This is a genomic window from Mycobacterium saskatchewanense (assembly GCF_010729105.1).
Classification (GTDB): domain Bacteria; phylum Actinomycetota; class Actinomycetes; order Mycobacteriales; family Mycobacteriaceae; genus Mycobacterium; species Mycobacterium saskatchewanense.
Map to the genome: position 1 here is coordinate 5,671,564 of NZ_AP022573.1, position 20,888 is coordinate 5,692,451.

Below are 20,888 nucleotides of genomic sequence, written 5' to 3' on the forward strand. Positions count from 1 at the left end.
ACCGGAAGGGCATGACGCCCGACCGGCCGGAACCGTCCGGGAACATATCGGGGACAGGAAGCGCCTGCGGGGCAGCCGATCTGGCTGCCTCGCGGCGCCAACTGCTGTCTGAGGGTGTCGGACTCGACGCGGCGGCACTGCGCCAGGCGTGGCTGGAACTGCACGAGTCATGGCTCGCCGCGAAGGCGTCGGATCTCGGAATCACCGCGGACAGCGGTTTCGCCATCGTCGGGATCGGTGGCCTGGGCCGCCGCGAGCTGTTGCCGTATTCCGACCTGGACCTGATGTTGTTGCACGACAACCAATCCGCCGAAGTTTTGCAGCGGGTGGCGGACGGCCTGTGGTATCCGCTGTGGGACGCCAACGTTCGCCTGGACCACAGCGTTCGCACCGTCTCCGGGGCGCTCGGCGTTGCCAACAACGACATGATCGCCGCACTGGGCATGTTGGACGCCCGCCACATCGCCGGTAACGCCACGCTGTCGGAAGAATTGATCGCCGGCGCACGACGCCAGTGGCGCAGCGCGATTCGCTCCCGCATGGACGAGCTGGTCGAGATGACCAACGCCCGCTGGCAACGGTGCGGCCGCATCGCGCAACGTGCCGAACCGGACCTGAAATCCGGACGCGGTGGCCTGCGCGACGTCCAGCTGCTGGACGCGCTGGGTGTCGCCCAGCTGATCGACCGCCACGGCATGGCCAACCCGAACATGCCCGGGGGCTCGCTGGACGCCGCGTACCTCACCCTGCTCGACGTGCGCACCGAACTGCACCGGGTCTCCGGGCGCGGACGGGACCAGCTGCTGGCCCAATTCGCCGACGAGATCAGCGCGGCGTTGCACATCGGGGACCGATTTGACTTGTCGCGCAAGCTTTCCGGTGCCAGCCGCACCATCGCATACCACGCCGAAACCGGGCTGCGCACGGCCGAGAATGCCCTGCCGCGCCGCGGTATCACGGCGCTGGTGCGGCGGCCCAGGCGCCGCCCGCTGGACGAGGGCGTCGTCGAGTACGCCGGCGAAATCGTGCTCGCCCGCGACGCCCACCCGGACCGGGACGCCGGGCTGGTGCTGCGGGTGGCCGCGGCGTCGGCCGACACCGGCGTGCCGATCGGCGCCGGCACGCTGGCCCGGCTGGCCGCCAGCGCCCCCGCCATGCCCACGCCGTGGCCGCGCGAGTCGCTGGACGACCTGCTGGTCGTCCTGTCCGCCGGGCCGACGACCGTCGCGACCATCGAGGCGCTCGACCGCACCGGGCTGTGGGGCCGGCTGCTGCCGGAGTGGGGCGCCGTCCGCGACCTGCCGCCGCGCGACGTCTCGCACAAGTGGACGGTCGACCGTCACATCGTCGAAACCGCCGTCAACGCAGCGCATTTGACCACCCGCGTCGCGCGGTCGGACCTGCTCATGCTGGGCGCGCTGCTGCACGACATCGGCAAGGGCCGCGGCGTGGACCACTGCGTGCTCGGCGCCGATCTCGTGATACCGATCTGCGAGAGGCTGGGCCTGGCGCCGCCCGATGTCGACACGCTGTCCGGCATGGTTCGTCATCACCTGCTGTTGCCGGTCACGGCCACCCGATGCGACCTGAACGACCCCAAGACCATCGAGGCCGTGTCCGAGGCGCTGGGTGGCGACCCGCAGCTCCTCGAACTGCTGCATGCGCTGGCGGAGGCGGATTCGAAGGCGACCGGCCCGGGAGTCTGGAGCGAATGGAAGGCGTCGCTGATCGAGGACCTGGTGCGCCGTTGCCGGCTCGTGATGGCGGGCGAGCCGCTGCCGCAGGCGGAACCGACTGCGCCCCAACTTCTTTCGCTGGCGGCCGACCACGGCGTGCACGTGCAGATCACTCCCTGCGGTAGTGAGCGCCTGCAGGTGGTGATGCTTGCGCCCGACCAGCGCGGGTTGGTCTCGAAGGCCGCCGCGGTGCTGGCGTTGAACTCGCTGCGCATTCACTCGGCGACGGCCAACATCCACGAGGGCGTCGCGATCACCGAGTTCGTCGCGTCGCCCCTGTTCGGTGCGCCGCCCGAAGCCGGCCTGCTGCGCCAGCAGTTCACCGGTGCGCTGAACGGCGACGTCGACGTCCTGGGTGCGCTCGAGAAGAGGGACAGCGACGCCGTGAGCGCCGCGACCTACCGCGCCGGCGAGGTACAGGTCGGGGTCCCCGTCACCCGGCCGACGGCCCCGCCCCGCATCCTGTGGCTCGAGGCCGCCGCGCCCGGCCAGCTCGTCGCCGAAGTCCGCGCCATGGACCGGCTGGGCTTGCTCGCGCTGCTGGCCCAGGCGCTGGAGCGCGCGCAGGCCGACATCCAGTGGGCCAAGGTCAACACCTTCGGGTCGACGGCGGCCGACGTCTTCTCCGTGGCCGTGCCGGCCGGGGAGGAACAGGACGCCCGCGCTGCCGTCGAGAAGCACCTGCTGGCCGTCCTGGGCGGACCCGCCGTCGAGGTCCTCGACGAGCCCGTCGGCGATTGACCACCGGGACGCGGGGGAAGCGGAGCGCTACGCCTGCTCGGCGGTGAGCTGCCGCACCGCGTCGATGCGCGCCTTGAGCTGATCCCGTGTCGCCGCGGCGATCGGCGGGCCCCCGCACCGGCGACGCAGCTCGTTGTGGATCCAGCCGTGCGGCTTGCCGGTGCGGTGGTGGGCGATCGAGACCAGCGTGTTGAGTTCGCGGCGCAGCTCGCGCAGCTGCCCGTGCATGGACGGCGGCGGTAGGGGCGGCGATCCCTGGGCCGCCTGCTTCTCGGCCCGTTTCTGGAGCTGCTCGTCCTGGCGCCGGTGCAGCAGGGCCCGCATCTGCTCGGCGTCCAGCAGCCCCGGAAGGCCGAGGTAATCCGCCTCCTCGTCACTTCCCGCGGGCGTCGCCGTGCCAAAGGACGACCCGTCGAAGATCACCTGGTCGAGCTCGGCGTCGGCGCCCAGCGCGGTGAAACCGTTGTCGAGGTCGGTCTTTTCCGTCTGTGTCCGGGTGGCCGGATCGCCGTCCAGCGGGTCCTCGTCCGGGCGGTGCGGTTCGCCGAGGACATGGTTGCGCTGGGCCTCCATCTCGCTGGCCAGCTGCAGCAGGTTCGGCACCGACGGCACGAAGATACTGGCGGTCTCGCCCGGCCGGCGTGACCGGACGAACCGGCCGATGGCCTGGGCGAAGAACAGCGGGGTCGAGGCGCTGGTGGCGTAGATGCCGACCGACAGCCGCGGCACGTCGACGCCCTCCGAGACCATCCGGACCGCGACCAGCCACCGGCCGGTGCCGTCGGAGAACTCGCTGATCCGCGCCGAGGAGCCGGGGTCGTCGGAGAGCACCACCGTGGGTTCCTCCGCCGTCAGCTTTCTCAGCAGGCCCGCGTAGGCGCGGGCCGCCGTGCGGTCGGAGGCGATGATCATTCCCCCGGCGTCCGGGATGTGGGTGCGCAGCTGGCGCAGCCGCTCATCGGCGGCCGCGATCACCGCGGGCATCCACTGCCCGGCGGGGTCGAGGGCCGTCCGCCACGCCCGCGCGGTCTGCTCGGCCGACAGCGGCTCACCCAGCCGCGCGGCGTGTTCCTCGCCGGCGCTGTCGCGCCAGCGCGCCTCACCGGAGTACGCGAGGAACACCACCGGGCGGACCACGCCGTCGGCCAGGGCCTCGGCGTAGCCATAGGTGTGGTCGGCTTCCGAACGGAGCACGCCGTCGGGGCCGGGGACGTAGTTGACGAACGGGATCGGGCTGTCGTCGCTGCGAAACGGTGTACCCGTCAGCGCCAGGCGGCGGGTGGCGTCGCCGAACGCCTCGCGGATCGCGTCCCCCCACGTCTTGGCGTCGCCGCCGTGGTGAATCTCGTCGAAGATGACCAGGGTCTTACGCTGCTCGGTGCGCACCCGGTGCAGCGTCGGATGAGCGGCCACCTGGGCGTAGGTCACCATCACCCCGTGGTACTCCGAGGAGGTCTGCGGGTTGGTGTTGGAGAACTTGGGATCCAGCGCGAGGCCATGCCGCTGCGCGGCCAGCGCCCATTGGGTCTTGAGGTGCTCGGTCGGAACCACGACGGTGATCTGCTCGGCGGCGCGCTGGGTGAGCAGTTCGCCCGCCACCCGCAGCGCAAACGTCGTCTTCCCGGAACCGGGGGTGGCGACGGCCAGGAAGTCGCGCGGCTGGCCGGCCAGGTACTTCACCAGCGCCCGGCGCTGCCAGCCGCGCAGCACCCCGGGCTCCGCGCGGGTGGCCGGTTGCACAGACAAGTTCCCCCCGTAGTTGCGCTTCTGACGTGGCCAGCTCCGTTCAGTGGTGGCGGTAAAATCTAGCACGCCAATGGTTTTCGTCGCAGCAGCGACTCGAACGGGTTATCCGGCCCGACTCGCCAGGTCGCGGGCGCTCAGCCACCCGTCGATCCGCTTGGCGACGCCGAGCCACCCCGGCTCGAGCATCATGTTGTGACCCATGCCGAAGAATTCCGGCTCCGTGCGGTAGGCGCGGGCCGTGGCCCGCACCTCGCCGACGCTGACGAACCCGTCGTGCTCGGCGCCCAGCACGAGCATCGGCGTGTTTACCCGGCGGGTCCGGACGCGGCGGAGCATCGGATCCGTCATGGCGGCCCGAACGCTTTCCGCACCGGCGCGTTGCCGGCAGGATTCGACGATGGCCTCGGGCGTCTCGGCGCAGAACAGGTATTCGCGCGCCAGCGCCGGGGTGGCCAGGAATTTCAGCAGCGTCGGGTCGCTCCACGCCTCCAGGGTCATCGACGGGCGGCGGCGCCAGACTCGCCATGCCAGCGTGAGCACGCCCTGCGGCGGGACTGAGCCCACCAGCACCGCGGCGGGCGCGGTTCGGTCTTCGAGGTAGCGCTGGATCACGAAGCCGCCGAGCGAATGGCCGACCAGCACCGGTGCGCCACCCAGATCGTCGGCCACCGACCGGACGTCGTCGATGTAGTCGGCGATGGAAACCTTGTGGAGCGGCTTCGGCGTCGGGCTGGCGCCGTGCCCGCGCAGGCTGACTGCCACCGCGCGATACCCCGCGGTGGCGAAGAAGTCCAGGAAGTTCCCCCAACACCAGGCGCCGTGCCACCCGCCGTGAACGAACAGCAGCGGGACGGGATGAGCGTCGGTGCAGGACCCCTTGTCGATGACCTCGAGCATGAACCCTCGTGCCGGTTTGCTGACTGTGACGGCCATCACAATAACTTCTGTTGGGCGCCTTTGTGACCCTCGCGCGCGGCCCGTCGTCTGGCGGACGTCGTCGTCCCGCCGCCAGACACTCGGGCGCGGCGCCGTCGTCTGGCGGACGTCGTCGTCCCGCCGCCAGACATAAACCTCTGCGACCCGCCGCGGCGTGTCGTCGCAGAGGTTTATGTGTCGTGGGAGTCGCGCCCGGCCGGGCGCGCATCGTCGCCTGCGCGGCCGTGCTTGCGATACCACTAGGCTGGTCGGGTGTTTGAATCGCTGTCTGACCGGTTGACCGGTGCCCTCCAGGGACTGCGCGGCAAGGGTCGACTGACCGACGCCGATATCGAGGCGACCACGCGCGAGATCCGCCTGGCGCTCCTGGAAGCCGACGTTTCGCTGCCCGTCGTGCGCGCGTTCGTCGGCCGGATCAAGGAGCGGGCCCGGGGCGTCGAGGTCTCGGGTGCCCTCAACCCGGCGCAGCAGGTCGTCAAGATCGTCAACGAAGAGCTCATCGGCATCCTGGGCGGGCAGACCCGCCAGCTGGCGTACGCGAAGACGCCGCCGACCGTGATCATGCTCGCCGGCCTGCAGGGTTCGGGTAAGACGACGCTGGCGGGGAAGCTGGCCGCCTGGCTGCGGGGGCAAGGGCACACGCCTTTGCTGGTGGCCTGCGACCTGCAGCGGCCCGCCGCCGTGAACCAGCTGCAGGTCGTCGGCCAACGCGCCGGCGTTCCGGTGTTCGCGCCGCACCCGGGCGCGTCGCCTGAGTCCGGCCCGGGCGACCCGGTCGCCGTCGCGGCGGCCGGTCTGGACGAGGCTCGCGCCAAGCACTTCGACGTCGTCATCGTCGACACCGCCGGACGGCTGGGCATCGACGACGAACTGATGTCGCAGGCCGCGGCCATCCGCGACGCCGTCGACCCCGACGAGGTCCTCTTCGTCCTCGACGCCATGATCGGTCAGGACGCCGTGACCACGGCCGAGGCGTTCCGCGAAGGCGTCGGCTTCACCGGGGTGGTGCTCACCAAGCTCGACGGTGACGCCCGGGGTGGTGCGGCGCTGTCGGTACGCGAGGTCACCGGCGTGCCGATCTTGTTCGCCTCCAGCGGTGAGAAGCTGGAGGACTTCGACGTCTTCCACCCCGACCGGATGGCCAGTCGCATCCTCGGCATGGGCGACGTGCTCACCCTGATCGAGCAGGCCGAGCAGGTCTTCGACGCGCAGCGCGCCGAGGAGGCCGCGGCCAAGATGGGCAGCGGCGAGCTCACCCTGGAGGACTTCCTCGAGCAGATGCTCGCCATCCGCAAGATGGGCCCGATCGGCAACCTGCTGGGCATGCTGCCCGGGGCCGGCCAGATGAAGGACGCGCTGGCCCAGGTCGACGACAGGCAGCTCGACCGGCTGCAGGCCATCATCCGCGGGATGACGCCGGAAGAGCGGGCTGACCCGAAGATCATCAACGCGTCCCGGCGGCTGCGCATCGCGAACGGGTCGGGTGTGACGGTGTCGGAGGTCAACCAGCTGGTCGACCGCTTCTTCGAGGCCCGCAAGATGATGTCATCCATGCTCGGCGGGATGGGGATCCCCGGTGTGGGGCGCAAGTCCGCGACGCGTAAGGCCAAGGGCGCCAAAGGGAAAAAGGGCAAGAAGGGGGCCCGCGGCCCCACCCCGCCGAAGGTCCGCAACCCGCTGGCGGCCGGCATGCCGGGCATGCCGGCCGGATTCCCCGACCTCTCGCACATGCCCGAGGGCCTCAACGAGCTGCCGCCCGGCCTGGCCGACTTCGACCTGTCCAAGCTGAAGTTCCCGGGCAACCCAGGCAGGAAGTAACCGCACCGTGCGCCTGCACGTGCGGGGACGGGGCCTGCCCGACGAGAGTGAGATCCAGCTGTGGATCGTCGACGGCCGGGTCAGCACCGAGCCGGTGGACGGCGCGGACACGGTATTCGGCTCGTCTGGTTTTCAGGGCTGGATCATCCCCGGAATGGTCGACGCGCACTGCCACGTCGGCCTGGGCGACCACGGTGAAATTCCGATCGACGAGGCGATCGCGCAGGCCGAGACGGAACGCGACACCGGCGCCCTGCTGCTGCGCGACTGCGGATCGCCCACCGACACGCGCAGCCTCGACGACCGCGAGGACCTGCCCCGCATCATCCGCGCCGGAAAACACCTGGGCCGGCCCAAGCGCTACTCCCCGGGGATGTCGCGCGAACTCGAGGACGAGTCGCAGCTGCCTGCGGCGGTGGCCGAGGAGGCCCGGCGCGGCGACGGCTGGATCAAGCTCGTCGGTGACTGGATCGACCGCGGCGTCGGCGACCTCGCCCCGCTGTGGTCCGACGACGTGCTCAAAGCCGCCATCGACACGGCCCACGCGCACGGCGCCCGCGTCACCGCCCACGTCTTCGGCAACGACGCCATGCCCGGCCTGATCAAGGCCGGCATCGACTGCATCGAACACGGCACCGGCCTGACCGACGACACCATCGCGCTGATGCTCGAGCACGGCACCGCGCTGGTGCCCACGCTGATCAACATCGAGAACTTCCCCGGCATCGCCGACGCCGCCGCGCGCTATCCGGCCTACGCCGCCCACATGCGCGACCTCTACGCCCGCTGCTCGGAGCGGATGGGCGCGGCTCGGGAGGCGGGCGTGCCGATCTACGCCGGCAGCGACGCGGGCAGCATGGTCGCGCACGGCCGCATCGCCGACGAGGTCGAGGCGCTCAAGGGCATCGGGATGAGCCCGACCGACGCGCTGGGGGCGGCGTGCTGGGACGCGCGCCGGTGGCTGGGGCGCCCCGGCCTGGACCACGGGGCGTCGGCCGACCTGCTGTGCTATTCGGAGGACCCGCGACGGGGTTCCGGCGTGCTCAACCACCCCGATCTGGTGATCTTGCGGGGCAAGGTGTTTCGGCCCTAGTCCCGGCCGGGCACCGGCGGGCGCCAGCCCGGGATCGCGGATAGGATCGCGGAATGGCGTTGGCCAGCGGCGCGACGTTTGCCGGATACGTCATCGCGCGAAAGCTGGGTTCCGGGGCGACCGCTGACGTCTACCTCGTGCAGGATCGCCGGTCGGCGGTCTGGCGGGCGCTGAAAGTCCTTTCCCCGGAGTTGTCGGCGGACGAAGATTTCCGCCGGCGATTTCAGGCGGAGACACCGGCCGCGGCGAACCTCACTCACCCGCACATCGTCGAGGTCCATGAGCGCGGCGAGTTCTACGGCCGGCTGTACGTCGCGATGCAGTACGTCGAGGGCATCAACGCCGCCCGGCTGATGGCCGACCGCTTTCCGGCGGTCTCGCCGGTGGGGGAGGTGCTCGCCCTGGTGACCGCGGTCGCTGAGGCCCTCGACTATGCGCACGATCGCGGCATGCTGCATCTCGACGTCAAGCCCGCCAACATCCTGTTGACCGGGCGGGGGGAAGGGGAGCAGCGGATCCTCCTGAGCGACTTCGGGACGGCACCGGCCCTCGGCGCTACACCCGGAAAATATGCGGCGCCCGAGCAGGCGGCCGCGGGCGCCGGGGCGGCCGTTGATAGCCGCGCCGACCAGTACGCGCTGGCGGCCACCGCGTTCCACCTGCTGACCGGCACGTCACCGGGAGAACGTCCGCCCAGCCTGAGCAGCCTGCGCCCGGAGCTGGCGCGCCTGGATCGCGTGTTCGCCCGGGCGCTCGCCGAAAGCCCCGCGGACCGGTTCGAGACCTGCCGCCAGTTCGCCGAGGCGGCCAACGAGCAAGCCGGCGGCTCGGCCGCAGATCGCAGCCCCGAGGCCGCGCTGGCGGCCGAATATCCCGCGTACGCCTGGCCGGAGATCGTCGCGGCGGAAGACGTAGCGTCGGTCAAGGCCCACGCTCCCGTTCGGAAAGCCCGAGCGCCTCGGCCCACCGGGTCACCCCGCCGCCCCCCGGGGAAGCTTCCCCCTGTGACGCCGGCTCGCACGCGGGCGGCGCGGCAGCCCCCGGCGCCCCCGCCGAGGCGGCGCAGGCCGCGCCGGATCCTGCTCGTGTTCGCGGCGATCCTGCTGGTGGTCGGGCTGGTCGCGCTCGGCTTCGCCCTCGGGCGCACGACCGGCGCCAGCGGTGCCCGCCCCGCCGGTCCGGCGCCGGCCCCGTCCGCCGAGCCGCCGACGCCGGCGAGCCCGCCCGCCGCGCCCATCCCGCTCGACGGCTCCTACCGCCTCGACGTCCAACGCACCAAGCAGACGTTCAACTATGCGGCCGACCCGCAGCCGCCGGACGTGACAACCTGGTGGGCCTTTCGCTCGTCGTGCGCCCCCGCGGAGTGCGTCACGGCCGCGATCCGGCTCGACGACGGCGACCATCAGCGTGCCGCCGTGCCCGACGCCGGCCAGCTGATCATGCGGTTCGCGGACGGGCGCTGGCAGTCGCAGCCGGAGGAGGCCCGCGTCGCATGCGCCGGGCCGGACCGGCCGGTGCAGACCCAGGCCGCGACGGTGGTGCTGTCGCTGAAACCTCGGCCGGGCGGCGATCTGGCGGGCGAGGAGACCGTCACCGTGCAGAGCAACGAATGCGCCCAGCGATCGGCGGTGATCCGCATCCCGGCGATCCTCAGCCGCAGCGGCGACGTGCCGCCGGCCGTGACCGGGCCGGACCCCGCGACGACCGCCGACGCCCCCGGGCCGCCGACCACCGGAGCCCACCGCTGACGAAGCTTTCCGATATTCACCGGACGACTCGCCTCCAGAAAAGATTGCGAGTGATCACTATCAATGTTACGGTTCCTGCACCGGATACCTGGAGGAAAAGATGACCTACGACGTGATCATCCGCGACGGACTGTGGTTCGACGGCACCGGCGGTGCGCCGCGGACCCGGACGCTCGGCATTCGCGACGGCGTGCTGGCCACGGTGTCCGATCGGCCGCTCGACGAGACGGGCTGCCCGGAGGTGATCGACGCGGCGGGCAAGTGGGTCCTCCCGGGCTTCCTCGACGTGCATACCCACTACGACGCCGAGGTGCTGTTGGACCCCGGGCTGCGGGAGTCGGTACGCCACGGTGTGACGACGGTGCTGCTGGGGAACTGCTCACTGTCCACGGTGTACGCCGGCTCCGAAGACGCGGCCGACCTGTTCAGCCGGGTCGAGGCGGTGCCGCGCGAATACGTCTACGACGCGTTGACGACGAACCGGAACTGGTCGACGGCGGCGGAATACGTCGAGGCGATCGACGCCCTGCCGCTCGGGCCCAATGTTGGCTCACTGCTTGGCCATTCGGACCTGCGGACCGCGGTGCTGGGCCTTGATCGCGCCACCGACCCCGGTGTCACGGCCACCGACGCCGAACTGGAAAAGATGGCCGCGCTGCTCGAGCAGGCCCTCGACGCCGGGATGCTGGGCATGTCCGGCATGGACGCGGCGATCGACAAGCTCGACGGGGACCGGTTCCGATCGCGCGCGCTGCCGTCCACGTTCGCCACGTGGCGGGAGCGGCGGCGGCTGATCAAGGTGCTGCGCAAGCGCGGCCGGATCCTGCAGAGCGCGCCGAACATCGAGAGCGCCCTGTCCGGTTTCCTGTTCTTCCTGTCCAGCAGCCGAATCCTCGGACGCGGCAAGGGGGTTCGGATGAGCCTGTTGGTGTCCGCCGATGCGAAGTCCATGCCGTATGCCGTGCGCACCTTCGGGCTGGGCACCCGGATCCTCAACCGGCTCCTGGGCTCCAGCGTGCGCTTCCAGCACCTGCCGGTCCCGTTCGAGCTGTACTCGGACGGGATCGACCTGCCGGTGTTCGAGGAGTTCGGGGCGGGAACCGCCGCCCTCCATCTACGAGACCAGTTGCAGCGCAACGAGTTGCTGGCCGACGAGTCCTACCGCCGCCAGTTCCGCCGGGAGTTCGACCGCATCAAACTGGGCCCGTCGCTGTGGCACCGCGACTTCCACGACGCGATCATCGTCGAATGCCCCGACCCGTCCTTGATCGGCAAGAGCTTCGGCGCGATCGCCGACGAGCGCGGGCTGCATCCGCTCGACGCGTTCCTCGACGTGCTCGTGGAGAACGGTGAGCGCAACGTCCGCTGGACGACGACCGTGGCCAACCACCGGCCCAAGCAGCTCAACAAGCTGGCCGCCGAGCCGAGCATCCACATGGGCTTCTCGGACGCCGGCGCCCACCTGCGCAACATGGCCTTCTACAACTTCCCGCTGAGGATGCTCAAGCGCACCCGCGACGCCCACCGCGCCGGCCGGCCGTTCTTGTCCACGGAGCGGGCGGTGTACCGCCTCACCTGGGAGCTGGCGGAGTGGTTCGGCATCGACGCGGGCACCCTGCGCCAGGGCGACCGCGCGGACTTCGTCGTGATCGACCCGGCCGGCCTCAACGACGCGGTGGACGGCTACCACGAGGAAGAGGTGCCCTTCTACGGCGGGCTGCGCCGCATGGTCAACCGCAACGACGACGCCGTCGTCGCCACCGGCGTGGGCGGCGCGGTCGTGTTCCGGGAGGGCCGATTCCGCGAGGGCTACGGCCAGACCGTGCGGTCCGGCCGGTACCTGCGGGCCGGCGCCCGTCACCGCGGCGCGTCCCAGACCGCTCGTGTCCTGCAGGTCGCAGAAGCCGGGGTCTGACGTGGCCCGCACCCAGCAGCAGCGCCGCGAGGAGACCGTCGGCCGGCTCCTAGAGGCGTCCATCGCCAGCATCGTCGAGGTGGGTTACGCGCGGGCTTCCGCCGCCGTGATCACCAAGCGCGCTGGGGTGTCGGTGGGGGCCCTGTTCCGTCACTTCGAGACCATGAGCGACTTCATGGCCGCGACGGCGTCGGAGGTGCTGCGCCGCCAGCTCGAATCGTTCACCAAGCGGGTCGCCGAGATCCCGGCCGACCGGCCGGCGCTCGAGGCGGCCCTGGAGATCCTCCGTGACATCACCAGCGGCCCGGCCAACGCTGTCATCTACGAGTTGCTCGTCGCCGCGCGGACCGACGAAAAGCTCAGGGGGACATTGCAACACGAGCTGGGGCAGTACTCGGCGAAGATCTACGACGCCGCCCGGGCGCTGCCGGGGGCCGAGGCCTTCCCGGAGGAGACCTTCCCGGTGCTCGTGGCGCTGATGACCAACGTGTTCGACGGGGCCGCCATGGTCGAGGGCGTCCTGCCCCAGCCGGACATCGCCGCCCGCCGGATTCCCGTGCTGGCCGCCCTGCTGACCGCCGGGCTGCCGAACGCCTAGGTTCCGTTCTCGCCGTCGTTAGAGGGCACCGATGCCGTTCTCGGGGTTGAGCGCGAAGCCCCAGTCGAACAGGCTGGCGGCCTGGTCCCAGTAGCTCGGCCCGCCGGCCTTGACCAGCCCGTACATCATGGCGATCACCAACCGTCGGCCCCCGCGGGCGGCGGCGCCGACGAAGGTCTTGCGCGCGGCGTCGGTGAATCCCGTTTTGCCGCCGATCGCACCGGGATAGCGCTGCAGCAGCTCGTCCTGATTGGTGATCGGGCGCTCGACACCGGTGGCCGGGTCCGGGAACATCGCCGACGGCTCGGCGGTGATCTGCGCGAACACCGGGTTGGCCATTGCGGCGCGGAAGATGACGGCCAGGTCGTGCGCCGTCGACGCCCCCGAACCCGCCGGGCCGTCCAGCCCGGACGGGGTGGGGGCGTGGGTGCTCGTGGCCCCCAGGGACGCGGCCTTGGCGTTCATCTTGGCCACGGTGGCGTCGGCGCCGCCCAGCAGGTGCGCCAGCGTGTTGGCGGCGTCGTTGCCAGAGACCAGCAGCAGCGCGTCGAGCAGCTGGCGCGCGGTGTACGTGCGGCCCGCTTTGATGCCGACGCAGTTGCACTCGACATCGGTGTCCGCGGCGTCGGCGACGACAGTCTGGTCGAGGCTCACCTGGTCGAGCGCCACCAGGGCCAGCAGCACCTTGATGGTGCTGGCGGGCGGATGCGCGACGTTCTGGTCACGCCCGGCCAGCACCTGGCCGCTGTCGAGATCGGCCACGATCCACGTCTGCGCCGGGCCGTCGGGGATGGGCACCGAGCCGACGGGCTGCATGCTGTCGGCCGCCGCTGTGGTCACGCCGGCGGTGACGGCGCACGTGCCCAGCGCGAGCGCGGCGGCGGCGAGGGCCATGAGCTTCCGCATGGCCGCAGATTTTACTTCCGGGCTCGTCTGGCGGCTATGTACGCGTCAGCGCCACCGCATGCCCCGCCACGAGTAGAACGCCCCGGTGCCGATGTCGTGGACGCCGTAGTAGTCCCAGTAGTAGTCGTGGCAGACGTTGCCGTCCCACGGGACGGGCCGGCCCGCGGGGTTGGGGTCACCCGGGCACCACTGCTGGCAGGACTGCCCGGCCGGACAGGGGGCGGCCAGCGCGGGCGGCGCGTCGATCGCCAGACCGCCCGACAGGGTCACGACGGTTGCCACCATGGCAAGCGCTGCTTTCATGAACCGGGGATTATTTGCCGACCCCGTCGCGCGTGTGCTGGGAAAACGGGAAAACCCTCGCTCCTGGGCCATGGTGAGTCCCTTCGTTGCTGGCTTGTCTTGCGCCAAGTGGAGCCGGGCCGGGCCGCTACCGATCCCAATCTCGCCGGCACCGGTCCTCGGCGCGGCCCGGTCGCGGTGTTGAATCGACCCATGTTGAGCCTCGAGGAAATCTCGGACCGGTTGGAGATCCAGCAGCTGCTGGTGGACTACTCCACCGCCATCGACAACCGCCGCTTCGACGACCTGGACCGGGTGTTCACCCAGGACGCGTACATCGACTACACGGCTTTGGGCGGCATCGAGGGCCACTATCCGGAGGTCAAGACGTGGCTGTCGGAGGTGTTGCCGAACTTCCCGGTGTACGCCCACATGCTCGGCAACTTCTCGGTGCGCATCGAGGGGGATACGGCGTCGTCGCGGGTCATCTGCTTCAACCCCATGGTGCTGCCCGGCGATGGGGACCAGGCGCTGTTCTGCGGGCTGTGGTACGACGACGAGTTCGTCCGGACCGCCGACGGCTGGCGGATGAGCCGCCGCGTCGAGACCAAGGTCTTCCAGAAAGTGATGTGACGCCGGGGATTGCTTTCGTCCCTTTTCGTCCCTTTTCGCCGAGATTGCTAGTAGGGCTGCGTCGCTCCGGATGCGACCATGACGGCAATTTCGCCGGCGATCGCCGGCGGATTTCTGGCGCGACGCCCTGTTCTGGCACAATGGGCGGCTGTCCGCTCAGCGATTACGCATCGCTTGGTGGTCACACACGCGAGGCAAAACCGGACCCCGGCATCCCGCCCGGGTCGCTGAATTGCAGCGTGACATCACAGGAGAAGTCGCTTAACCATGGCTGTGAAGATCAAGCTCACCCGGCTTGGCAAGATCCGCAATCCCCAGTACCGCATCGCCGTCGCCGACGCCCGTACGCGCCGTGACGGCCGGTCCATCGAGGTCATCGGCCGGTATCACCCGAAGGAAGAGCCGAGCCTGATCGAGATCGACTCAGAGCGCGCCCAGTACTGGCTCTCGGTGGGGGCTCAGCCGACCGAGCCCGTCCTCAAGCTGCTGAAGATCACCGGCGACTGGCAGAAGTTCAAGGGTCTGCCCGGCGCGGAGGGCAGCCTGAAGGTCGCCCCGCCCAAGCCGAGCAAGCTGGAGCTGTTCAACGCCGCGCTCGCGGAGGCCGACGGCGGTCCGACCACCGAGGCCACCAAGCCGAAGAAGAAGGCCCCGGCCAAGAAGGCCGCCAAGGCCGAATCCGGCGACGAGCCCGCCGCCGACGCCGCACCGGCCGAGCAGGCCGAGCCGACGACCGAGAGCTGACTGAGGTGAGCACGGTCGTCGTCGACGCTGTCGAGCACCTGGTTCGCGGGATCGTCGACAATCCCGACGATGTCCGGGTGGACCTGGTGACCAGTCGCCGGGGGCGGACGGTCGAGGTCCACGTCCATCCCGACGACCTGGGCAAGGTGATCGGCCGCGGCGGACGTACCGCGACCGCGTTGCGCACGCTGGTCGCCGGCATCGGTGGGCGCGGCATCCGCGTCGACGTGGTGGACACCGACCAGTAGCGGAGCGCTGCGGTTATGGAACTCCGGTGGAGTTGACCGTCGGGCGCGTCGTGAAGGCGCACGGGATCCACGGCGAACTCGTCGTCGAGATCCGCACCGACGACCCCGCCGCCCGGTTTGCACCCGGAAACGCGTTGCGCGCCAAGGATCCTCGCGGGGGGGCGGCGGAACTCGACTGCGTCGTCGAGACGGCGCGCGAGCACGGTGGGCGACTGTTGCTGCGGTTGGCCGGAGTGCACGACCGTGACGGGGCCGACGCGTTGCGGGGCCGGTTGTTCGTCGTGGATTCCGGTGACCTGCCGCCGATCGACGAGCCGGACACCTACTACGACCATCAGCTCGAAGGCCTTCGGGTCCGGACGACAACGGGTCAGGACGTCGGTGTCGTCGCGGAGGTGCTGCATACCGGCGCCGGCGAGTTACTGGCGGTCAACAGTGGTCCGGACGCGACTCAGGTGCTGGTGCCGTTCGTCGCCGCGATCGTGACCTCGGTATCGCTGGACGACGGGCTCGTGGAGATCGATCCTCCCGAAGGTCTGCTGGACCTGGGGTAGCCGTGCGCATCGACGTGATCACGATCTTTCCCGCCTGCCTCGAGCCGTTGCGACAATCGTTGCCGGGCAAGGCGATTGAGTCGGGCCTGGCCGACCTCCGAGTGCATGACCTGCGGCGGTGGACCCACGACGTGCACCACTCGGTGGACGACGCCCCGTACGGCGGCGGCCCCGGGATGGTGATGAAGGCGCCGGTCTGGGGGGAGGCGCTCGACGAAACTTGTTCCGGGGAAACGCTGTTGGTGGTCCCCACGCCGGCCGGTTCGCTCTTCACGCAGGCCACCGCGCAGCGCTGGAGCGGCGAGGCGCACCTGGTGTTCGCGTGCGGCCGCTACGAGGGCATCGACCAACGCGTCGTCGACGACGCCGCGCGGCGAATGCGTGTCGAGGAGGTCTCGATCGGTGACTACGTGCTGCCCGGCGGCGAGTCGGCGGCGGTGGTGATGATCGAAGCGGTGCTGCGGTTGGTCGCCGGCGTCCTGGGCAATCCCGCGTCGCTGCATGATGACTCACACTCGCCGGCCCTGGACCGACTGCTGGAGGGGCCGAGCTACACCCGCCCGCCCTCCTGGCGGGGCCTCGACGTTCCCGACGTTCTGCTGTCCGGCGACCACGCGCGGGTCGCCGCCTGGCGCCGGGAGGTTTCGCTGCGGCGCACGCGCGAACGCCGCCCGGACCTGCTGGGCGACTAGGGCACCCGGCTTCAGATCCGCCCGCTGGGGAAGAGGGTCTTCACGGCGCGGGTGATCGTGTCCCGGGCGGTGGCGTCGTCGGAGGGCTGCAGCGACTGGACCACCATGATGTAGCGGTGGTCCGCGCCGATCACCCCGGTGGACAGGTGCATCCAGCTGCTGCCGATGCAGCACATCCAGCCCTGCTTGACCGCCACCGGCTCGGCGTACAGGCCGTCCGGAATGCCGAATCGCTGCGGGTAGCCGTCGATCCCGGTGGGTGTGGACCGGGCCAGGTCGTTGAGGATGACCTCGGCCCGCTCGGCCGGCAGCCCCCCGGACCCGTCGAGCAGCATGTCGTAGTACCGGATCATGTCGGTCAGTGAGCTCATGGTGTTCCACCAGCGCCCATCGCTGGGCGGGGTGGTCGACGCGAGCCCGTATCGGCCCGCGACCGCGGTGATGATGGCGTCGCCGCCGCCCTGGCCCCAGAATCGTTCGGCCGCCCCGTCGTCCGACGACTGCAGCATGACATCGAGGGCCTGGCGGTCGTCGGCGCTCAGCGTTGTCTTGCCCTCGGACTCGTGCAGCAGCAGGTCGTCGGCGATGAACAGCTTGGCGACCGACGCCGTGCCGATGATCTGGCCGTTGCCGTTGGTGACCAGCTGGTGGGTGGATCGGTCGAGGATGGCCAGCGAGAGCGCGGCGCCGGCGGCGGCGGCCTCGTCGGTGGCCTGCTGGACCCGGGTCTGCAGCGCGCCGAGCCCGGAGCTGGGCGCCGCCTGCGGCACGGTGATCGCCTCGAACAGCAGCTCGGCCAGCTGGGGTGAGGGAGGCGCAGACGACGCCGGGGCGGGCGCGGCGTGCACCGGCGCGCCGTAGGTCTTGGCCTGCACTTTCGCCTCGCATCCCGCAACGACCAGCAGCGCCACCGCCGCCGTGGCGGTGAGCAGCGTGCGTGGCCGTACCGGCATTTTTCTTTCCTCCGAGCTTTCCTCCGGCGAGAAGCGTGCACAGGGGCGAGTTTCGGGTTTGGTTGACGCGTGTTGACCCCAGTCATATGTACCATTCACCAGCGTGTTCGGCTCGCCGTGAACCGCACCGATTTCATGTGATTTTCTCCGCATGCGGGCCGTCTGGCACAATTGACCAGTTGTCTCCAGCCGAAGCCGCCGTCCGGGCCGCTTCTCGCCTGCTGCGAGATACGCCGAACGCCCGAAACCATCGGCTCGGTGCCCGCCTCACGTGCGCGTGGGAGCGGCTGCCGCACGCCGTCGACCTCAAGGAAGTGTCTCTCATGAACCGGCTGGACTTTGTCGACCAAGCGTCGCTGCGCGAGGACATCCCGGCGTTCGGTCCCGGCGACACCGTCAACGTGCACGTCAAGGTCATCGAGGGCGCCAAGGAGCGCATCCAGGTGTTCAAGGGCGTGGTGATCCGCCGGCAGGGCGGCGGCGTCCGGGAAACCTTCACCGTCCGCAAGGAGAGCTACGGCGTGGGCGTCGAGCGCACCTTCCCGGTGCACTCGCCGAACATCGACCACATCGAAGTCGTTACCCGCGGCGATGTCCGCCGCGCCAAGCTGTACTACCTGCGCGAACTTCGCGGCAAGAAGGCCAAGATCAAGGAAAAGCGCTGACCGGCGTGCCTCGCTGGCCGGGCGCGGTCGACTCGGCGGCCTGACGCCGTGCTGGCTACGCTGATCTCGTGACCGACACCCCGGACTCACCCGCCGACTCGACGAAGCCCCAGTCCGAGGCCGGCCAGCCCGAGCCCAAGGTCTCGACCCGCGACCCCGACGCGCCCGCTGAGGACCTCGGACCGGCCGAGCCGGAGCGCAAGAAATCCCCGCTGCGGGAGTTCGCGGTCCTCGCGCTCATCGCGGTGGTCCTGTACTACGTCATGCTGACGTTCATCGCGCGGCCGTACCTGATCCCGTCGGAGTCCATGGAACCGACGCTGCACGGGTGCACGGGGTGCGTCGGCGACCGCATCATGGTCGATAAGGTCACCTACCGGTTCGGTACGCCCCACCCCGGCGACGTCATCGTGTTCAAGGGGCCGCCCTCCTGGAACAGGGGCTACAAGTCGATCCGGTCCAACAACACCGTGCTGCGCTGGATCCAGAACGGCCTGTCTTTCATCGGTTTCGTGCCCCCCGACGAAAACGACCTGGTCAAGCGCGTCATCGCCGTCGGCGGCCAGACGGTCGAGTGCCGCGCGGACACCGGGTTGACGGTCGACGGCAAGCCGCTCAAGGAGCCCTACCTCAATGCCGCCACCATGAACGCCGACCCGGCGATGTACCCATGCCTGGGCAGCCAGTTCGGGCCCGTCGCCGTCCCGCAGGGACGGCTGTGGGTGATGGGCGACAACCGGACGCACTCGGCCGACTCGCGCGCCCACTGCGACAGCGTCCCCGCCGACGCCCTCAAGGAAATACTGTGCACCGGCGACCCGAATTCGGGGACGGTGCCGGTGGCCAACGTCATCGGCAAGGCCAGGTTCATCGTGTGGCCGCCCACGCGGTGGGGCGGTGTCAGTTCGGTGAACCCCCAGCAGAGCCGGTAGCGGTGGCTCGAATATGACGCCGACCTGGCCGCCGCGGACGGTGGTCCGCAAGTCTGGGGGGCTGCGCACCCTGGAGTCCGCGCTGTACCGCAGCGGTCTGGGACCGGTCGCCGGCGTGGACGAAGTGGGCCGCGGCGCCTGCGCGGGCCCGCTGGTGGTGGCGGCCTGCGTGCTCGGGCCTGGACGGCTGGAAAGCCTTGCGGCGTTGGATGATTCGAAGAAGCTGACCGAGCTCGCGCGGGAGCGGCTGTTCCCGCTGATCCGGCGGTATGCGCTGGCCTACCACGTGGTGTTCATCCCGCCGGCCGAGGTGGACCGCCGCGGTGTGCACGTCGCCAACATCGAGGGCATGCGTCGCGCCGTGGCCGGACTGTCCGTGCGGCCGGGTTACGTGTTGAGCGACGGTTTCCGCGTGCCGGGCTTGGCCGTGCCGTCGCTGCCGGTGATCGGCGGTGACGCGGTGGCGGCCTGTATCGCCGCGGCCAGCGTGCTCGCGAAGGTCAGCAGGGACCGGCTCATGGTCGCCATGGACGCCGAACACCCCGGCTACGGCTTCGCCGAACACAAGGGCTACAGCACCCCCGCGCACAGCTCGGCGCTGACCGAGCTGGGCCCCTGCCCCGAGCACCGGCATTCGTTCATCAACGTGCGCCGGGTGGCGGCGGGGGCCGGGGCCCGGGTGGTGGCCGAGTGCAACGCGGACCCTCCGCCTGGGCGCGGGGGATATCGGTGAGGAAAGATGGACCGCGGGTTCATCCGGTGGGTTGCTTGTCGCTGACCAGCGCGAGCCGGCGGCCGGCAAAGTTGTCTGGTGAAGAAGGACGTCTGAGCAGATGAGTGCGGAAGATCTCGAAAAGTACGAAACCGAGATGGAGCTCTCGCTCTACCGCGAATACAAGGACATCGTCGGGCAGTTCAGCTACGTCGTCGAAACCGAGCGCCGCTTCTACCTGGCCAACAGCGTGGAGATGTTCCCCCGCAACGCCGACGGCGAGGTGTATTTCGAGCTGAGGCTCTCCGATGCCTGGGTCTGGGACATGTACCGCCCCGCGCGGTTCGTCAAGCACGTGCGGGTGGTCACCTTCAAGGACGTCAACATCGAAGAGGTGGAGAAGCCCGAGCTGCGGCTTCCCGAATAGCCCGGGGGTTACGTGCTCGACGTGGCCTCGGTCTGGGTGTCGGGCGGGAGCTGACCCCGCTGCTCTATTACGGCGCGCGCCACGTCGGCCAGCTTGATGTTGAGGGCCTGCGAATGCCGCCGCAAAAGGTCGAACGCCTGGTCCTCGCTCATGTCGTGCAGCAGCATCAGCATGCCGACCGCCTTGCCGATCTCGCGGTTGCTCAGCAGGCCCCGCCGCAGGCTCGTGGCGTCCTCGCCTTTGGCGACCGCGTTGATGGCCACGCTGGCGAACGAGGCCAGCACCGCCGCGCGGCCGGCCGACTCGGCGTCGAACACGTTGGGGGTTTCACTGAAGAGATTCAGCGCGGCCCCTTTGCGCTTGTCGACGAGCAGCCGAAACCCCATGGCACCGCGCACCGGCGTCTCCTCGATCAGGATTTTGGCGAGCTTGGGCCACAGCGACGGGGTGGTCAGGTCGGGGTCGATCTGCGGAGTTTCCTCCTCGATCGCGTCGATGCACGGGCCGTCGCCCGCTCGGCGCTCGAGCTCGTCGATCTCTTGCGCGAGCCGGTCGCTGGCGCCGACGGTGATGTACCGGTCGTTCTCGCGCATCAGCAGGCTGGCGTGGTCACAACCGCGGACGATGAGGGTGGCGGCGACACAGATGGCCGCGTACATCTCGCCGGCGTCCGATCCCTGGTAGATGATCTCGGCGAGCGCCGAGAACACGGTCCCCGGGTCGGCCGTCTCGCCGCCGGGCATACCGCTACCGGAATCGGGCTCGTCTGCCAATGTCCCTGCTCCTCCTGCGCGTAGGTCATCGAACCC

At 70.2% G+C, this 20,888-nt stretch carries 20 protein-coding genes and 1 pseudogene; 15 read left to right on the top strand and 6 right to left on the bottom strand.

Translation table 11 applies throughout. The features are described from left to right. The first annotated feature begins 11 nt into the window (after positions 1 to 11). Entirely contained in the window at positions 12 to 2,477 is a 2,466-nt protein-coding gene (locus G6N56_RS26640) for a [protein-PII] uridylyltransferase (protein ID WP_085256224.1), read from the top strand. A 27-nt stretch (positions 2,478 to 2,504) separates the two neighbouring features. On the opposite strand, the gene G6N56_RS26645 is transcribed toward G6N56_RS26640, so the two are convergent. Next, positions 2,505 to 4,223 carry a DEAD/DEAH box helicase gene (locus tag G6N56_RS26645; protein WP_180150430.1) on the bottom strand — a complete coding sequence of 573 codons (1,719 nt, stop codon included), beginning with the start codon at positions 4,221 to 4,223 and terminating at the stop codon, positions 2,505 to 2,507. A gap of 102 nt (positions 4,224 to 4,325) precedes the next feature. Then, complete coding sequence (locus G6N56_RS26650) at positions 4,326 to 5,120, bottom strand: alpha/beta hydrolase (RefSeq protein WP_085256226.1); 795 nt, start codon at positions 5,118 to 5,120, stop codon at positions 4,326 to 4,328. A gap of 291 nt (positions 5,121 to 5,411) precedes the next feature. Here G6N56_RS26650 and ffh point away from each other — a divergent pair, with 291 nt between their 5' ends. From ffh to G6N56_RS26675, 5 genes are all read left to right on the top strand, one after another. Next, on the top strand, positions 5,412 to 6,977 hold the full coding sequence (ffh, locus tag G6N56_RS26655) for a signal recognition particle protein (RefSeq protein WP_085256227.1): 1,566 nt from the start codon (positions 5,412 to 5,414) through the stop codon (positions 6,975 to 6,977). Positions 6,978 to 6,984: 7 nt separating this feature from the next. Then, complete coding sequence (locus G6N56_RS26660; protein WP_085256228.1) at positions 6,985 to 8,070, top strand: metal-dependent hydrolase family protein; 1,086 nt, start codon at positions 6,985 to 6,987, stop codon at positions 8,068 to 8,070. A 53-nt stretch (positions 8,071 to 8,123) separates the two neighbouring features. Then, positions 8,124 to 9,818 carry a serine/threonine-protein kinase gene (locus tag G6N56_RS26665; protein WP_085256229.1) on the top strand — a complete coding sequence of 565 codons (1,695 nt, stop codon included), beginning with the start codon at positions 8,124 to 8,126 and terminating at the stop codon, positions 9,816 to 9,818. A 100-nt stretch (positions 9,819 to 9,918) separates the two neighbouring features. Beyond that, positions 9,919 to 11,733: an N-acyl-D-amino-acid deacylase family protein gene (locus G6N56_RS26670; protein WP_085256230.1), complete on the top strand. Its 1,815-nt coding sequence runs from the start codon at positions 9,919 to 9,921 to the stop codon at positions 11,731 to 11,733. A gap of 1 nt (position 11,734) precedes the next feature. After that, positions 11,735 to 12,331, top strand: a complete 597-nt coding sequence (locus G6N56_RS26675) for a TetR/AcrR family transcriptional regulator (protein ID WP_085256231.1) — start codon at positions 11,735 to 11,737, stop codon at positions 12,329 to 12,331. An 18-nt stretch (positions 12,332 to 12,349) separates the two neighbouring features. On the opposite strand, the gene G6N56_RS26680 is transcribed toward G6N56_RS26675, so the two are convergent. Then, entirely contained in the window at positions 12,350 to 13,237 is an 888-nt protein-coding gene (locus tag G6N56_RS26680; RefSeq protein ID WP_085256232.1) for a D-alanyl-D-alanine carboxypeptidase family protein, read from the bottom strand. A gap of 45 nt (positions 13,238 to 13,282) precedes the next feature. Then, positions 13,283 to 13,540 carry a hypothetical protein gene (locus G6N56_RS26685; RefSeq protein ID WP_142280645.1) on the bottom strand — a complete coding sequence of 86 codons (258 nt, stop codon included), beginning with the start codon at positions 13,538 to 13,540 and terminating at the stop codon, positions 13,283 to 13,285. Positions 13,541 to 13,732: 192 nt separating this feature from the next. Here G6N56_RS26685 and G6N56_RS26690 point away from each other — a divergent pair, with 192 nt between their 5' ends. The 5 genes from G6N56_RS26690 (at position 13,733) to trmD (ending at position 16,390) form a co-directional block, all read left to right on the top strand. Continuing rightward, the gene (locus tag G6N56_RS26690; RefSeq protein WP_085256234.1) at positions 13,733 to 14,152 is read left to right on the top strand and encodes a nuclear transport factor 2 family protein; all 420 of its coding nucleotides are present in this window, start codon (positions 13,733 to 13,735) and stop codon (positions 14,150 to 14,152) included. A 267-nt stretch (positions 14,153 to 14,419) separates the two neighbouring features. Next, a complete protein-coding gene (gene rpsP / locus G6N56_RS26695; protein ID WP_085256235.1) occupies positions 14,420 to 14,896 on the top strand; it encodes a 30S ribosomal protein S16 in 477 nt (158 codons plus the stop codon). Between the two features lie 5 nt (positions 14,897 to 14,901). Beyond that, positions 14,902 to 15,144: an RNA-binding protein gene (locus tag G6N56_RS26700; RefSeq protein WP_036354608.1), complete on the top strand. Its 243-nt coding sequence runs from the start codon at positions 14,902 to 14,904 to the stop codon at positions 15,142 to 15,144. Between the two features lie 26 nt (positions 15,145 to 15,170). Next, entirely contained in the window at positions 15,171 to 15,698 is a 528-nt protein-coding gene (gene rimM / locus G6N56_RS26705; protein WP_085256236.1) for a ribosome maturation factor RimM, read from the top strand. A gap of 2 nt (positions 15,699 to 15,700) precedes the next feature. Then, positions 15,701 to 16,390: a tRNA (guanosine(37)-N1)-methyltransferase TrmD gene (gene trmD, locus G6N56_RS26710; protein WP_085256237.1), complete on the top strand. Its 690-nt coding sequence runs from the start codon at positions 15,701 to 15,703 to the stop codon at positions 16,388 to 16,390. Positions 16,391 to 16,401: 11 nt separating this feature from the next. Here trmD and G6N56_RS26715 read toward each other — a convergent pair whose 3' ends face one another. Next, positions 16,402 to 17,343: a hypothetical protein gene (locus tag G6N56_RS26715; protein WP_085256238.1), complete on the bottom strand. Its 942-nt coding sequence runs from the start codon at positions 17,341 to 17,343 to the stop codon at positions 16,402 to 16,404. Between the two features lie 323 nt (positions 17,344 to 17,666). Here G6N56_RS26715 and rplS point away from each other — a divergent pair, with 323 nt between their 5' ends. From rplS to G6N56_RS26735, 4 genes and pseudogenes are all read left to right on the top strand, one after another. Further along, on the top strand, positions 17,667 to 18,008 hold the full coding sequence (gene rplS / locus G6N56_RS26720) for a 50S ribosomal protein L19 (protein ID WP_085256239.1): 342 nt from the start codon (positions 17,667 to 17,669) through the stop codon (positions 18,006 to 18,008). Positions 18,009 to 18,076: 68 nt separating this feature from the next. Beyond that, positions 18,077 to 18,940 (top strand): signal peptidase I, encoded by an 864-nt coding sequence (gene lepB / locus G6N56_RS26725; RefSeq protein ID WP_085256240.1) that lies wholly within the window; start codon positions 18,077 to 18,079, stop codon positions 18,938 to 18,940. Between the two features lie 13 nt (positions 18,941 to 18,953). Continuing rightward, a pseudogene (locus G6N56_RS26730) lies at positions 18,954 to 19,755 on the top strand (ribonuclease HII). An 18-nt stretch (positions 19,756 to 19,773) separates the two neighbouring features. After that, positions 19,774 to 20,079, top strand: coding sequence for a DUF2469 domain-containing protein (locus G6N56_RS26735; protein ID WP_085256242.1), 306 nt, complete (start codon positions 19,774 to 19,776; stop codon positions 20,077 to 20,079). Positions 20,080 to 20,087: 8 nt separating this feature from the next. Here the strand turns inward: G6N56_RS26735 and G6N56_RS26740 are convergent, their stop codons facing one another. After that, positions 20,088 to 20,822 (bottom strand): GAF and ANTAR domain-containing protein, encoded by a 735-nt coding sequence (locus G6N56_RS26740; protein ID WP_142280650.1) that lies wholly within the window; start codon positions 20,820 to 20,822, stop codon positions 20,088 to 20,090. Positions 20,823 to 20,888 lie beyond the last annotated feature (66 nt).